The 14,066-nt window shown below is 54.2% G+C and carries 9 protein-coding genes; 5 read left to right on the top strand and 4 right to left on the bottom strand.

Features of this window, described 5'->3' with window-relative positions:
• Positions 1 to 184 precede the first annotated feature (184 nt).
• A complete protein-coding gene (locus tag PLIM_RS01735; RefSeq protein WP_041400908.1) occupies positions 185 to 1,042 on the top strand; it encodes a GNAT family N-acetyltransferase in 858 nt (285 codons plus the stop codon).
• Between the two features lie 231 nt (positions 1,043 to 1,273).
• Here the strand turns inward: PLIM_RS01735 and PLIM_RS01730 are convergent, their stop codons facing one another.
• The 3 genes from PLIM_RS01730 to carB all read right to left on the bottom strand — a co-directional run bounded on the left by PLIM_RS01730 (position 1,274) and on the right by carB (position 8,741).
• Positions 1,274 to 3,748: an ArnT family glycosyltransferase gene (locus tag PLIM_RS01730; protein WP_013108618.1), complete on the bottom strand. Its 2,475-nt coding sequence runs from the start codon at positions 3,746 to 3,748 to the stop codon at positions 1,274 to 1,276.
• A 155-nt stretch (positions 3,749 to 3,903) separates the two neighbouring features.
• Positions 3,904 to 5,325, bottom strand: a complete 1,422-nt coding sequence (locus tag PLIM_RS01725) for a DUF1501 domain-containing protein (RefSeq protein ID WP_013108617.1) — start codon at positions 5,323 to 5,325, stop codon at positions 3,904 to 3,906.
• A gap of 143 nt (positions 5,326 to 5,468) precedes the next feature.
• Complete coding sequence (gene carB, locus PLIM_RS01720; protein ID WP_013108616.1) at positions 5,469 to 8,741, bottom strand: carbamoyl-phosphate synthase large subunit; 3,273 nt, start codon at positions 8,739 to 8,741, stop codon at positions 5,469 to 5,471.
• Between the two features lie 314 nt (positions 8,742 to 9,055).
• Here carB and PLIM_RS22245 point away from each other — a divergent pair, with 314 nt between their 5' ends.
• The 4 genes from PLIM_RS22245 to PLIM_RS01700 all read left to right on the top strand — a co-directional run bounded on the left by PLIM_RS22245 (position 9,056) and on the right by PLIM_RS01700 (position 12,421).
• A complete protein-coding gene (locus PLIM_RS22245; RefSeq protein ID WP_013108615.1) occupies positions 9,056 to 9,679 on the top strand; it encodes an HD domain-containing protein in 624 nt (207 codons plus the stop codon).
• A 127-nt stretch (positions 9,680 to 9,806) separates the two neighbouring features.
• Positions 9,807 to 10,988, top strand: a complete 1,182-nt coding sequence (locus tag PLIM_RS01710; protein ID WP_041402668.1) for a M24 family metallopeptidase — start codon at positions 9,807 to 9,809, stop codon at positions 10,986 to 10,988.
• A gap of 129 nt (positions 10,989 to 11,117) precedes the next feature.
• On the top strand, positions 11,118 to 11,801 hold the full coding sequence (cmk, locus tag PLIM_RS01705; protein WP_013108613.1) for a (d)CMP kinase: 684 nt from the start codon (positions 11,118 to 11,120) through the stop codon (positions 11,799 to 11,801).
• A gap of 29 nt (positions 11,802 to 11,830) precedes the next feature.
• Entirely contained in the window at positions 11,831 to 12,421 is a 591-nt protein-coding gene (locus tag PLIM_RS01700) for a DJ-1/PfpI family protein (RefSeq protein ID WP_013108612.1), read from the top strand.
• Between the two features lie 34 nt (positions 12,422 to 12,455).
• Here the strand turns inward: PLIM_RS01700 and PLIM_RS01695 are convergent, their stop codons facing one another.
• Complete coding sequence (locus PLIM_RS01695; protein WP_013108611.1) at positions 12,456 to 13,862, bottom strand: right-handed parallel beta-helix repeat-containing protein; 1,407 nt, start codon at positions 13,860 to 13,862, stop codon at positions 12,456 to 12,458.
• Positions 13,863 to 14,066: the final 204 nt, after the last annotated feature.

Raw genomic sequence — 14,066 nt, 5'->3', positions numbered from 1 at the left:
GATGATGATCGTGTGAAATGGAAAGGGTTCAGAAAGACATCTTCTCCGCGTGAAGTTGATCTGACTAGATTGCAATCAAAACCAGGGAGTGAGTTTGTTGGAGTTTCGTTCGTTTCGAAACCATGATGTCCCCGTGATAGCCGAACTATGGAATAGTGCGGAGCTGGGTCGTGGTGCGGTAATCATGCACGGAACGGACGAGCTCGACTTTTTCGTGCTCTCGCAGCCTCACTTTGACCGGCATGGCTTGATCCTGGCGTTTGTGGATGGTCAGCCGGCTGGCTTTGTCCATGCCGGATTTGGTGTCGGCAGCAATCGCGCCTCGGTCGATTCGACGACAGGTGTGATCTGTGCTCTGGTCGTTCACCCGGCTTTTCGTGGGCGCGGCATTGGACGAGCATTGGTTCAACAGGCGGAAGGTTATCTTCTCTCGCATGGTGCCCAGGTTTTACTGGCCGGGCCGGCAGACCCTTTCAATCCTTACTGGAGTGGTCTGTATGGCGGCAGCGAAGCCTCTGGATTTCTGGAATCAGATGTTCTCGCGAAGCCGTTCTTTACATCCCTCGGTTATCGTCCGCAGAGCATGATCGGGGTGTTCCAGCGAGTAATTGGTCAGCGAGATCCAATCAATGTGCGGCTGATGCGTGTCCGCCGATCGACGGAATTGCGATTGCTGGATGATCCTGTCCCGCGCGACTTCTGGACGCTTACCAATCGAGGTCGTCTCGAAACGGCCAGGCTGGGACTGGTCCTCAAAAAACAGGATCTACCCGTCGGCTGGGTGACCATCTGTGGGCTCGATATGTATTCGAGCAAATGGCAACAGCGGGCGATTGGTCTGCATGGGATTCATGTGGCTCCTGAACATCGCCGGCAAGGCTATGGACAGGCTCTGTTATGCGATGTCAGCAAACAACTCAAAGATGACCAGGTCGACCTGATGGAGGCTCACGCCAACATGGAAGACCCGGCTGCGATGGCTGTGCTGATTTCGAGTGGCTTTCAGTTAATTGATACGGGAATCGTCTATCGCAAAGCCTGAGTTTTTCGACGGCTACTTCCTTCGACTCATGGGGGCCGGACTCATCATGGTGATGGCCTGGATGAGTCTGACTCGGCGGGTGGCTGGGGTTGAGTCTTCGAACCCCCAGCGATTTTCGGATTTTCGGATTTTCGTATTTTCGGTACGAACTGGGGGTTCGCGAAGACGCTCAACCCCAGCCACGCCATACCAAGGAACGCCGTTGAATATTGGAATCCGTATAACAGGTAATCACTTCGCCTCGATGGGCCGTGTCATGACTGGAAAGAGTTGTGCCGTAATCAGCTTCTGATTGGAACCGAGGCCTTGAATCAATTGCGGTGCCCAGTTTTCAATCAGTTGACGGTCTGTAACGGAAAGATCGTCGGCATTTCGTTCACCAATCCCTTCGGGCCATCGAAGCGGATCGCCAATCAGCTGCATCTGCTGGAGCTTTTCGATGCTCCTGGGATTCGCAAAGTCGGTGTAGCCATAGCTCGTTCGATAACGCAGAATTTCCCGCCAATTGACGAAGAGATGGGTAATGCCTGCTTGTGCCAGGCGCGCCCGAATCTCATCGGCGGTACGCCACTGGCCGTCTGGGTGAGTACACCACTCTTCCAGTAAACATACATCGAAGACGGTGTTGTATCTCAAATCGAAACGTGCATCGAAGATTTCTGCCTCTCCGACCATGAGGACGCGAATGTCTTGGGGAAGTGCACCCTCCTCAATAGCCTGATTGATGGCGGCGATCTCGGGGCAAGTGGTTCTCGCAGTGAAATCGCTGGCCGCAGAGAGTTTGGTCAGCCATGAGTTGTAGTTACCGACGGGGCCGGTGTTGATCGAGAAATTGAAGACTGCCGATGCCCCTAGCAGGACCATCAGGGATTGCCTGACTGCATGGGGGACACTCTGAGAAAAGCGCGTTAGCCCTGCAGCCGAGATCAGGCAGAGCAGAGGGAGCATTGGTGCCCAGAAGCGGTCAATCCGGTGTGTGAACAACCACCAGGTGGCATAGAACCATGCCAGAAACAAGAGAGCCAGGAGGAGAACGCCTGGGGAATCCTCGGGTTGTTCATGATTTTTTTTGCGAGCGGCAGGCAAAATCCAGCAGAGAGGTAAGCCCAGCAGAATGAGGCCACTTTGCCAATCACTGCGGGCCAGGATGTCGTAAACATCGGTAACAAACGAAAGGGGCGAATAATGGGGTGGGGCATGCCCACGCCTCCATTTTTCATTGAGTGCCGCATTCCAGTCGAGGCCACCAAAGACAGAGTAGAGCAGGGGATAAACGGGGTTCCCGGTTTGCCAGAAGTTTTTAATCAGCCAGGGGCCAGCAAAGACGAGCACGCCGGCAGAAAAGACCAGTGGCCAGACCCACCATGTGCTGCGTGACCTGGCTGATGGATTTTCACTCGCAGAGCTGTCGGTCTTATGGAAACGTGGAAACCGAATGATCGTTGCCAGGCCGATGGGGATGACCACGAAGAGGAGTGCCGGGTATTTGCAGCCAAAAGCAGCACCGGCAGACAACCCGGAGATCCACCACCAGAAATTGGCATGCGCTGCTGATGATGCGGAATGACTCACTTCCGGGAGATTCAAGGATCGTCCATAGATAGCAGCAAGGAAAGCAGCGAGCAGATAGCACGAAAAGGCTTCTTCGACATAGGCAATGGTCGATAGCCGGTACGTCCAGGGAATCGTGATCCAGATCCAGGCTGATAGAAGAGCGGCCTGCGGAAACCACTTCTCACAAAGAGACCATAATCCCAGAGCCGTCAGCGGTCCGAAGAAAGCGAGCGTGAGTGTGGCGACATAGCTTCCTGCCAGCCAGTCATTCATCAACACCATGGCGGCCAGTGACAGCATCTCGGTAAGAAACGGAAAACTTGTGTAGACGTTATGTGGCAAGAACTCGATGTGACCCTTGAGGAAGTATTCTTTGGGCCCGCCGAGATGATACTCCTTCACATCAAAGTCGGTGGTGGGCGATAAGCCACCCAGCCAGATCGTCCATAGAAATAGCAGTGCCGAGACCCAACCCAACAGCGTCCAGAGATCGCGGGAATGCCAGGCATTAGCGATCGATAACCACGCCAGTTGGCCTAACCGAAGTGCGGGCTGAGCTAAACCCACGAAGGTACCGGCACTTCCGACGACCAGCCAGGCCACCAGCAGGATGGTCGATAACTGCCCCATCAGCCCCACAATCAGCACGAAAGTCGAAGTCGTGGCGAGCCCCAGAGCGCCGGAGAAGAACAGCAGATTCCCCGTTTGAAAGCGACTTTCGTTATTCGCAAGGGTTACCTGATTGATCGATTCCTGCTTTGCAAAGACATCCGCTTTGAATAGACGACTCGATCCCAGGATCAGCAGCCAGCCCCAGCCAGCCGAACCAATGATGAGAGCCGCAGAAACCAGCGAGTAGCCGATGCGTTCAAACAGATAGAAGAATCCATGTGGCAATCGTGATTCAAACTCGGGATCGACGAGATCCATCAGTTGGAAAGGGACCAGCGACCAGTAATCGAGCCGGGAAACGTTGCCATTGTTCGGCAAACCCGTCCAGTAGAAGAAAATGGTTGCCAACACCAGCCAGAGACAGGCGATTACCCAGCGAACTGTTCGAGATAAGTCTGGTGTGTGTGGAGCTTCAAGACTCGATGAGTGTGAAGCAGCCGGAGGAGGAGGTTTTTGTGAACCTGAGCGTTTTCGACTCATGGGCCGCTTTCTTATGGGCCGCTTTACTGAAATCTCAGTCGTGGGATCAATCGGGTCATGGAGGGATCATGACATGCTGCTGCCGAGAGTGCGATCGAACGGGCTGCCAAATGCGTTGAGGCTGTTGATCACATGACCAAAGCCCCCGAAAATCATCAGGCAATCACATCGTGAACCACATGTCCAAAGACATCGGTCAGCCGCATGTCCCGCCCACCAAAACGAACCGTTAACCTCGTATGGTCAATTCCCATGAGCCAGAGCATGGTGGCATGCAGGTCATGAATCTCCAGTTTTTTGTCGATGGCGTAATAGCCATATTCATCAGTCTGGCCATAGCTCATGCCTCCCTTCACACCACCGCCAGCCATCCAGACGGTGTAGCCAAAGGGATTGTGATCACGGCCGTCGGCACCCTGGGCCTGAGGAGTTCTGCCAAACTCACCGGCGAAGACAACCAGAGTCTGGTCAAGAAGGCCACGACTTTTCAGATCCGTCAGGAGAGCTGCAATCGGTTGATCAACCGCTTTACAGTTCAATTCGTGACCATTTTTGAGACCACCATGCTGATCCCAGCGATCGACACCCACGCCGGGGCAAGTCAGTTCGATAAATCGCACACCTGATTCGACGAGCCTGCGGGCCAGAAGACATTGCCTTGCATAAACGCGCGTTGGAGCAAAATCGGAATCGAGACCATAAAGTTTTTGAGTGGCTTCCGATTCGGTGGCCAGATCCACCAGTTGAGGAACAGTGGTTTGCATGCGAAAGGCCAGTTCGTAGTTGGCAATGGCCGATTCGAGAGCATCTGGCCTCCCTGCGCGATTGGAAGCGGCCTGGTCGAGTTGCTTGAGCAGATCGAGCTTTCTTTTTTGTGCTGCAAGTGGCCCGGGAGCAGGTTCCAGATCCGAGATGGGCATCTTTTGTGATTTAAGAATTGACCCCTGATGGGTGGCCGGCAAAAAGCCATTGTGGAAGCAATCGACACCACCGGGAGGGATGAGGCCGCCATTGAGTACGAGAAATCCTGGCAGGTTCTGGCATTCTGTTCCCAGGCCATACGAAACCCAGGCACCCATGCTGGGACGGCCCTGCAGTCCGTGGCCTGTATGGAGAAAGTAATTGGCATTGGTATGTTCAGAGAAGGCGGAGGTCATCGAGCGGATGACACACAGATCGTCGGCCTTCGAGGCAATGTGAGGAATCAGCGAACTGAAAGGTAAGCCACTTTCGCCATGCTGAGTGAACTCCCAAGGCGACTTCATGATCTTGCCGTTGTTATCGAATTGCGTGGCCTGAACTTTCATCTTCATGGGTTCGCCATGCTCTTTGGTGAGCCTGGGCTTGGGATCGAACAGATCCATCTGAGATGGGCCACCATCCATATACAGAAAGATGATGTTTTTTGCTTTGGGGGCATGATGAGTCGCAGGCAGAACCGGTGCGCCGGCAACATCAGCATAGCCTCGTTCTGCAGCCAGGCCCGCCAGTGCCACGCCACCAAAACCACAGGCCAATTGCGACAGATATTCACGGCGATTTGTGGGAGATGACTGAAAATTCAAGCAATGTGTCATGGCGGGAGAATCCGGCGGGTGAACCACGAAGGGCGGGGCAATGCACCCATTGATTCCAACACATCGAACCGCAAGATGCCAGAGGAAACTGGAAGCCGTCCCCGGCGAACCGGGGTCGGCACACTTGAGGTTCACTTGGGGGCTTACGCTTTGCTGGCAGGCAACTGAGCAATCCACTGCTGCAATGAAGTCACGCTCGGTTCAGGCGATTCCTGAATCGATTCCAGGGCCTGCACCACGGCAATACAACCGGGCAGCGTGGTGACGCAGGGGATGCCATTCATGACAGCGGCAGCACGAATGCGGCCTTCGTCAGAACGGGCACCCTTTCCACTGGGTGTATTAAAGACAAGTTGAACCTGGTTATTCGCCATGTAATCGAGCAGGTTCGGGCGACCTTCCTGCAATTTACGAACTGTCTCGACTTCGATCCCTGCTTCGCGCAGAACACGCGAAGTCCCTGAGGTTGCCAGAATCTTGAAGCCCATATCAATCAGCCGCCGGGCACTGCTGATGATGTGCTCTTTGTGTCGGCCGGCGAGACTGATAAAGACGGCTCCGCTCGAAGGGAGCTTATTCCCGGCACCCAGTTGAGACCGGGCATAAGCAGCTGGGAATGTCGAGTCGATGCCCATGACTTCGCCGGTCGATTTCATCTCGGGCCCGAGGATGATATCGACACCAGCAAAGCGAGTGAACGGGAAGACGCTCTCTTTGACCGAAACGTAAGGCGGCACAACCTCCTTAGTGAAGCCCAGCTCCTTCAAGGTTTTGCCAACCATGATCTTGGCTGCCAGCTTCGGCAAGGGGACGTTCGTGGCTTTGCTCACGAAAGGCGAGGTGCGGCTCGCCCGCGGATTGACTTCAAGAACATAGACGACGGGCTCGCCACCCTGGTGTTTGACGGCGAACTGGATATTCATCAGGCCGCGTACCTGCAGCTCTTTGGCCAGTGCATAAGTGGCCGTTTTGATTTCATCGACAATGGCGTCGGGGAGGGAATAAGGCGGCAGCACACAGGCCGAATCGCCTGAGTGAACGCCCGCTTCTTCGATATGCTCCATGACCCCGCCCACCACTGTGATTTCACCATCAGAAATGGCATCGACATCGACTTCGACCGCGTCTTCGAGGAACTTATCGATGAGCACTGGACGATCGGGTGAAACATTGACGGCTTCTGTCATGTATTCGCGCACCATGCGCTCGTCGTAACAGATCTGCATGGCCCGGCCACCCAGCACAAAGCTGGGGCGGACGAGGACGGGATAACCAATTTCACTGGCAATCTGCACAGCGCGAGCGGCATCGGTCGCCATGCCGTTGGGTGGCTGGTGCAATCCCAGCTTGTCGAGAATTCCCTTGAAGATCTCGCGATCTTCCGCGGCATCAATCATTGAGGGACTTGTGCCGATGATCTTCACGCCCGCTTGTTCAAGACCACGGGCCAGGTTGAGGGGTGTCTGCCCACCGAATTGAACAATCACGCCATCGGGCTGAAGGCGATCGCAAATATTCAGCACGTCTTCCGTCGTGAGTGGTTCAAAGAAGAGCAGATCGGAAGTGTCATAATCAGTCGAGACCGTTTCCGGATTGGAATTGACCATAACCGATTCAATACCCAGTTCGCGAAGTGCGAACGAGGCCTGGCAGCAGCAGTAATCGAATTCGATCCCCTGGCCAATCCGGTTCGGGCCGCCACCTAAAATGATGACTCGCTGACGACCATCGGTGCGGGGGCCCGGGGCTTCGTCTTCCGATTCGTAGGTCGAGTAGTAATAAGGCGTATAAGCTTCGAATTCCGCAGCACAGGTATCGACCTGCTTAAACGTGGGAAGAATGCCCCGCCGCTTGCGTTCGCGCCGGACTTCCATATCCGAGACATCGAGCCAGTCGCCAATCTGCTTGTCGGAGAAGCCGTAGCGTTTGACTTCTCGCAGCAGTTCATCACTGACCTGGTCAAGTCGCTCATGACAGCGCAGGCGGTCTTCCATCCGGACAATGTCGCGAATGTTTTCAAGAAACCATGGGTCGATCTTGGTGAGATCGTGGATTTCGGAGTTGCTCAGACCGGCCTTCATCGCATAACGGAGATAAAAGATCCGCATGTCGTTGGGAGTGGCGAGCTTGCCTTCGATCTCTTCGATAGTGGGGCGGTGATCGGAATCCCAAAGATCTTTCTTGCCGCCACCTAAGCCGAAGTGGCCAATTTCCAGCCCGCGCAGCGCCTTCTGCAGTGATTCTTTGAAAGTACGGCCAATGGCCATCGTTTCGCCGACTGACTTCATCTGCACGGTGAGTTCAGGATCGGCTTCGGGAAATTTTTCGAATGTCCAGCGGGGAACCTTGGTGACGACATAATCAATCGTCGGTTCAAAGCAGGCGAGCGTTTCCCGGGTAATGTCATTGGGGATTTCATCAAGTGTGAAGCCGACGGCGAGCTTCGCAGCAATTTTGGCAATCGGGAAACCCGTCGCCTTCGAAGCCAGTGCACTGGAGCGACTGACGCGCGGATTCATTTCCACCACGACCATACGGCCGGTCTGTGGATGAATGGCGAACTGGACATTCGAGCCACCGGTCTCCACGCCAATTTCCCGCATGACGGCAATCGTGGCATCACGCATGCGCTGATATTCACGGTCGGTCAGTGTCTGAGCAGGTGCGACGGTGATCGAATCGCCGGTATGCACACCCATCGGGTCGAGGTTCTCGATGGAGCAGATAATGACGACGTTGTCGGCCTTATCCCGCATCACTTCCATCTCGTACTCTTTCCAGCCAATGATCGATTCCTCAAGGAGGACTTCATTGATCGGAGAGAGTTCAATCCCTTTGCGAACCTTCTCTTCGAATTCTTCGCGATTGTAAGCGATACCACCACCCATGCCGCCGAGAGTAAAACTGGCGCGAATGATAATGGGGAGGCCGATTTCTTTGAGAACGTCGCGGGCCTCTTCCATCGAGTTGACGATCCGGCTGCGACAGACATCGAGCCCGATCTTCTGCATCGCTTCCTTGAAGAGTTGGCGATCTTCGGCCTTTTCAATGACGTCCGCGCGAGCCCCAATCATCTCGCAGTTGTATTTTTCGAGAATGCCCCGGCGAAACAGTTCCATACCGGTATTCAGACCCGTCTGACCGCCCAGCGTCGGCAAGATCGCATCGGGACGTTCGTTCTCGATGATTTTCGCGACATACTGCCAGTGAATCGGCTCGATGTAGGTGGAATCAGCCGTATTCGGGTCCGTCATGATTGTGGCGGGGTTGGAATTGACGAGGACCACCTCGTATCCACACTCGCGCAAGGCTTTGCAGGCCTGAGTCCCTGAATAATCGAATTCACATGCCTGCCCGATGACAATAGGGCCCGAACCAATAATGAGTATCTTCTTGAGGTCGTCGCGGCGGGGCACGGCTGTGAAATCTCCCTAAGACGGTCAGCAATCAGCGAAAACAATTGACAGTTCTACTCTTACGGCTGAAGTTGCTGCCTCGAACCAATCGGCGCAAAACTTCCCAAGCGTACCAAGCCCTCATGGAGAATCAAGGAAGCGAGACCGACTGGTCAATGTCTCGGGTAAATGGTCAATTCGGTTTGGCGAAATCCCCGCAGAATACTGGCGACTCATGAAAGCGGATCGAGAGCTTTCGCTGCCGGAATAAATCTGGTTCGATAGTGATTCTTGGGAAGCGAAGTGAGCAGACATTTTCTGCAGGAGCAAATCTGATGATGGGAACGATGGTGTCGCCTTTGTATTCGATGGTCATCGAAAAGGCTTTGCGAGTCGCGGCGGTCGCACATCATGGTCAATTGCGGAAGGCGACCAATGTTCCGTACTTATCCCATCTGGCGGGGGTGGCTTTGATTCTGCAAAGAGCGGGATTCGCCGACGATGAATTGATTGCCGCTGCGATTCTGCATGACATTGTCGAAGATACCGAGGTGACCATCGCTGACCTCGAAAAACAGTTTTCACCGGCGGTGATTCAGGCCGTCATCGCTTCGACTGAGGAAAAGGAAGACCCAACAGGAGCGGCGATTCCCTGGAGAGTGCGCAAAGAAAAGCATCTCGCGCAGATGCGCATGGCCTCACATGCGGCCAGGGCCATTACTCTAGCCGACAAGCTGCACAATCTGGGGGCCACCTGGTTCGACCTGCAGGAAAACCCCCGGGCCCTGGAAAAGTTCAGCGCGACGCCTGCGGAATGGCTCTGGTACCACCGCGAGATGGTGACAGCGGCCAGTGGGATTGATAGCGACCTGCAAATCCTGTCGTCCGCCTGCCGGCAGATGATTCACCAGATTCAGGAGTTTATTGATCCTCAGCCGCCTGAGACATCTCCCAGTTGAGTCGATCCATCTGGGCTCTCCGCCACGCTCGCAGAGTTGACCTTCGACTGCCGAGATTGCATTGTATGGCAACAAGTATTTCCGCACGCAAAATCAAACTTTAACTTCTGGTAGATCTTTTATGGGCATGTTCTCACTCAGCGACGTTCAGGCAGCGATTCGGGAACAGGGAGTCGATGGCTGGTTGTTGTACGATTTTCGCAAGTCAAACGTACTGGCCGAACGTGTGCTGGGGCTGGATAAAAAAACCAGCCGTCGCTGGGCCTATTTTATCCCTAAAGAAGGGACTCCTCGAAAACTGGTACATCGCATCGAAACGGGTGTGCTCGACGCATTACCTGGCGACAAAAGGATCTATCTTAAGTGGAGTGAGTTCGAAGAGGGGATGGCGGCCCTGGTAGCTGGCAGCAAAAAAATCGCCATGGAATACGCTCCCCGGAATGGTAACCCGTACATTTCGCGCGTGGATGGCGGGACAATTGAGCTGATCCGGTCTTTTGGCGTGGAAGTTGTTTCTTCGGGAGATCTCATTCAGTTGTTTGAATCGGTCTGGGATGACGAGCAGATTGCCATGCATCTGGAGGCGTCCAAAGTCACTGATGCCGCGTATGTCGTGGCGTGGAAGACGATCGCCAACGATATCAATAGCCAGGGTCACTCAGATGAACTGCGAGTCCAGCGGGCGATTCTGGATCACTTCGAGGCTCATGGAGTCACCACCTACAGCCCGCCGATTGTGGGTGTGAATGCCCATAGTGGTGACCCGCATTTTGAAACAGGTTCACTACCCGACACGATCATTCGCGAAGGCGATTTCGTACTGGTCGACTTGTGGGGCAAGCTCGACAAGCCCAGGGCAGTCTATAGCGACTTAACTCGTACGGGTTATGTGGGGACGAGTGTTCCCGAGAAGTACACCAAGGTTTTTCACGTCGTGGCTGCTGCCCGCGATGCCGCCATCCAGTATGTGGTGGATGCTTTTGCTGCAGGCCGGCGAGTTGAAGGTTATGAAGTCGATGATGCCTGCCGCGAAGTGATCGAAAAGGCAGGCTACGGGCCTTACTATGTCCATCGGACAGGGCATAACATTGGCCAGGAAGTTCATGGGAATGGTGCCCATATCGATAACCTAGAGACGCATGAAACCCGAGCCTTGATTCCCCGGACATGCTTCTCGATTGAGCCCGGAATCTATCTGGAAGAGTTCGGTGTTCGCAGCGAAGTCGATGTGCTGATTCACCCGAATGGACGTGTAGAAGTGACTGGTGGCGCACTTCAGACAGAGATTGTGCCGATTCTCGCTCAATGAGTTCCAGGGAAGATCTCGTGGCTGGCGAGTGATCTCTCCAACGGATGGTTGACGCCATGCGGTCGATACCTGCATGCTGGCGTGCATTCGTTTGAAATCGGTACTCATCCAGAGGGGATCCCCCGGAAAATGTCGGGCGGTCATGTTGTCATTACCATTGATGGGCCAGCAGGGACCGGCAAGAGCACAGCCGCTCGAAAGTTGGCTCAATTGCTTGGTTTTTCATTTCTGGACACGGGCGCGATGTATCGAGCCATTGCCTGGGGATGCCTGCAGCAGGGAATGGATCTGACTCGTCACGATCTGGTGACCAACTTTGCTCGCCAGGCCGACCTGCAGATCGAAGATCAAACCATCCGTCTGAATGGACAGGATGTAACGCAGGCCATTCGCTTGCCACAAGTTACGTTAGTCGCTTCTCAAGTGGCAGCCATCGAAGGTGTGCGCGAGCAAATGGTGGCACTGCAACGGCGTGCTGCGGAGGGGCAGAATATCGTCACTGAGGGACGAGACCAGGGAACCATCGTTTTCCCCGAGGCTCCCTGCAAGTTTTTTCTGACGGCATCTCCGTTAGAACGTGCCAAACGGCGTGAAGCTCAGCTTCGCAGTTCCGGGCAAACTGTGCCGCTTGAAGAGATCCTTGAGCAACAACAACTGCGCGATGAACGTGATGAGAACCGGACCATCGCTCCATTACGTCCAGCGATTGATGCGACTATCGTGGATACGACTTCAACATCTCTCGAAGAAGTGATTGATTATCTTCAACGAGTCGTCATCACAAAGATTTCTTCACCCAGGACCACAGCCTGATTCCTCCATCGATAGAAATGAGCTTTTTGATGCCGAAGATTCTGATCATCGCCGGTGATTTCGTCGAAGATTACGAGTTGATGGTTCCCTACCAGATGCTGCAGCTTCTGGGCTGTGAGGTCGATGTCGTCTGCCCTGATCGACGCGCTGGTGATTTCATCAAAACCGCGATTCACGATTTTGAAGGGGATCAGACCTATAGCGAAAAGCCAGGACATCGATTCACTTTAAATGCCGAACTTGATGAGGCAGCCACTCAGCAATCAACTTATGACGGTCTCTATCTCCCCGGCGGCCGCTCTCCTGAGTACCTGCGGCTTGATCAGCGAGTGCTCGATCTGGTGAAGCATTTCTTTGAAGCAGCCAAGCCAGTGGCTGCCATTTGCCATGGTATTCAGATATTAACCGCCGCCAGAGTGATGAGCGGCCGTCGCTGTACCGCCTATCCCGCCTGTGGCCCGGAGATCACATTGGCGCAAGGGCAATATGTCGCCACGCCCGTCAATGAAGCCTATGTCGAAGGCAACCTGGTCACAGCTCCTGCCTGGCCGGCCCATGCTGCCTTGATCGGTGAGTTCGCGAAACTGCTGGGGATTACCATCAGCCATTCGAAGGCTTAATGATCTCGATCGAAACTCAGTTGTCATGCTCTATTTATTTCGCTGCATGTGGCAAGATCGGTAGTGCTCCGAAATCGTGCTGGTGATCGGCAGGTCGATTCTCAAATTCTCGCTGGGGCTTGTAGTAGAACTTGAGTTGGTGCTTTTGAATGGCGGCATCGGGCAAAGGACTCCCTGTGCGTAGTGGCTGTGAATCGGTCTGCAGACGGAAGTCCTGACGAGCAATATCGACCCAGCCGGGGTTATCGCCAGTTTGAAGAACTCCCAGTTCGTGAATCTCTCCTTTACCTGTCGAATGGGTTTTTCGCCAGTCCTTCTTCAACCAGTTGTGATAAAGGTTGACTGTCCCATTCCCATCGAAAATCGCGAGTGATCGACCGGGTGCCGTCGTCCAGACGATGTTATTGCGGCAATCCACACTTTCCTGCATCGACGAAAGTCGAAAGAGGACTGTGGTGGCGGGACGTTCGGAGATGACAGTGTTGTTATAGAAGTACAGCGTCCCCATGCGGTATTGATCGAGGCGGCCGCTATCACCGCCATAATGGACGACCTGATTATTTCCTCGATCGTTCTGCTTGATCAGGATGTTGCCGAAGACGAAGGTTTCACGATAGTTGGCCTCTGGTAGTGTGGGCTCTTTCCAGTGACCATCCACCAGATCGAGCATGCGGTTGCCCCCTTCGATCCAGTTGTATCTCACCACGAGACCTGCGGAGCGGTCCTTTAAGTTATTCCCCAGGCAGCCCTCTCTTAATGGGCCGAACTGATTGAACTGAAAGGTGATCCCCTCGGAAGAGGTGTAGTTGTTATGTTCAAGGATGCTCCCTTCAATGCCGTTGCCATAGATCGCACATTTTTCTACGAGAATGCGGCGTGTCTGGGGCGAGGTAAAGAATCCATTACCACTGTCATGCAGCACACAATTGGAAATCGTGATGTCTTCACCCTTTTCGATGAAAATGCTGGCCGCGTTTTCCGGGTAGGGGGTGACACCTTCTCGTCCTTTGAACTGAAAAGGGGGACGGGCACTGCGAACTTCGAGGTTAGCAATGGTGATATGGGCGGGTGTGAGATCGGCTGGCCGATTTGCCCCCCCGATCTTGATGATCCCCCGGCCTTCACTCCAGAAGTTCAACGATGAACGAGTGAGTGCATCTCGCCCATCAATCACGGGTCTTTGGCCACTGCTATTGGCAATCCCCATAACCACAATCGGTTGATCTGTCGTTCCTCGTCGGCAGATGACCCACTTGGAACGATATGGCTCCGGGCGGGCATGAATCAGTACTTTGTCGCCAGGTTCGAGCGATTCCCAGGGGACTTCTTCCAGTTCTTTAAGTGGGGACTGGGGGCCGACAACGTAATCTTTGGCACTGGCATGGGGCGAAAAGACCGTGATCGCAGAAAATAATATCGACCACAGAAAGACCACAGACATCGACCGGATCCAGTGACGACTTGCACTCTGTGGCCAAAAAGCAGGCCAAAACGCGGGCCATGCAGCGTAGCGATTGATCAACGGAAGGTCACTCATGAAGTTGCTCTCGTCAGCGGAGTTGTCGATCTGTGATTGTCCCGGCCACTGTAACTTTGCCATCCCGGGAGAGCTATAGGGTGGTTCGATCGGACGGAATCTGCGCAG

Origin of the sequence: Planctopirus limnophila DSM 3776, from assembly GCF_000092105.1 — a bacterium.
In the GTDB taxonomy this organism is placed as follows: Bacteria; Planctomycetota; Planctomycetia; order Planctomycetales; family Planctomycetaceae; genus Planctopirus; species Planctopirus limnophila.
This window is presented reverse-complemented; position numbering and strand designations above follow the sequence as displayed.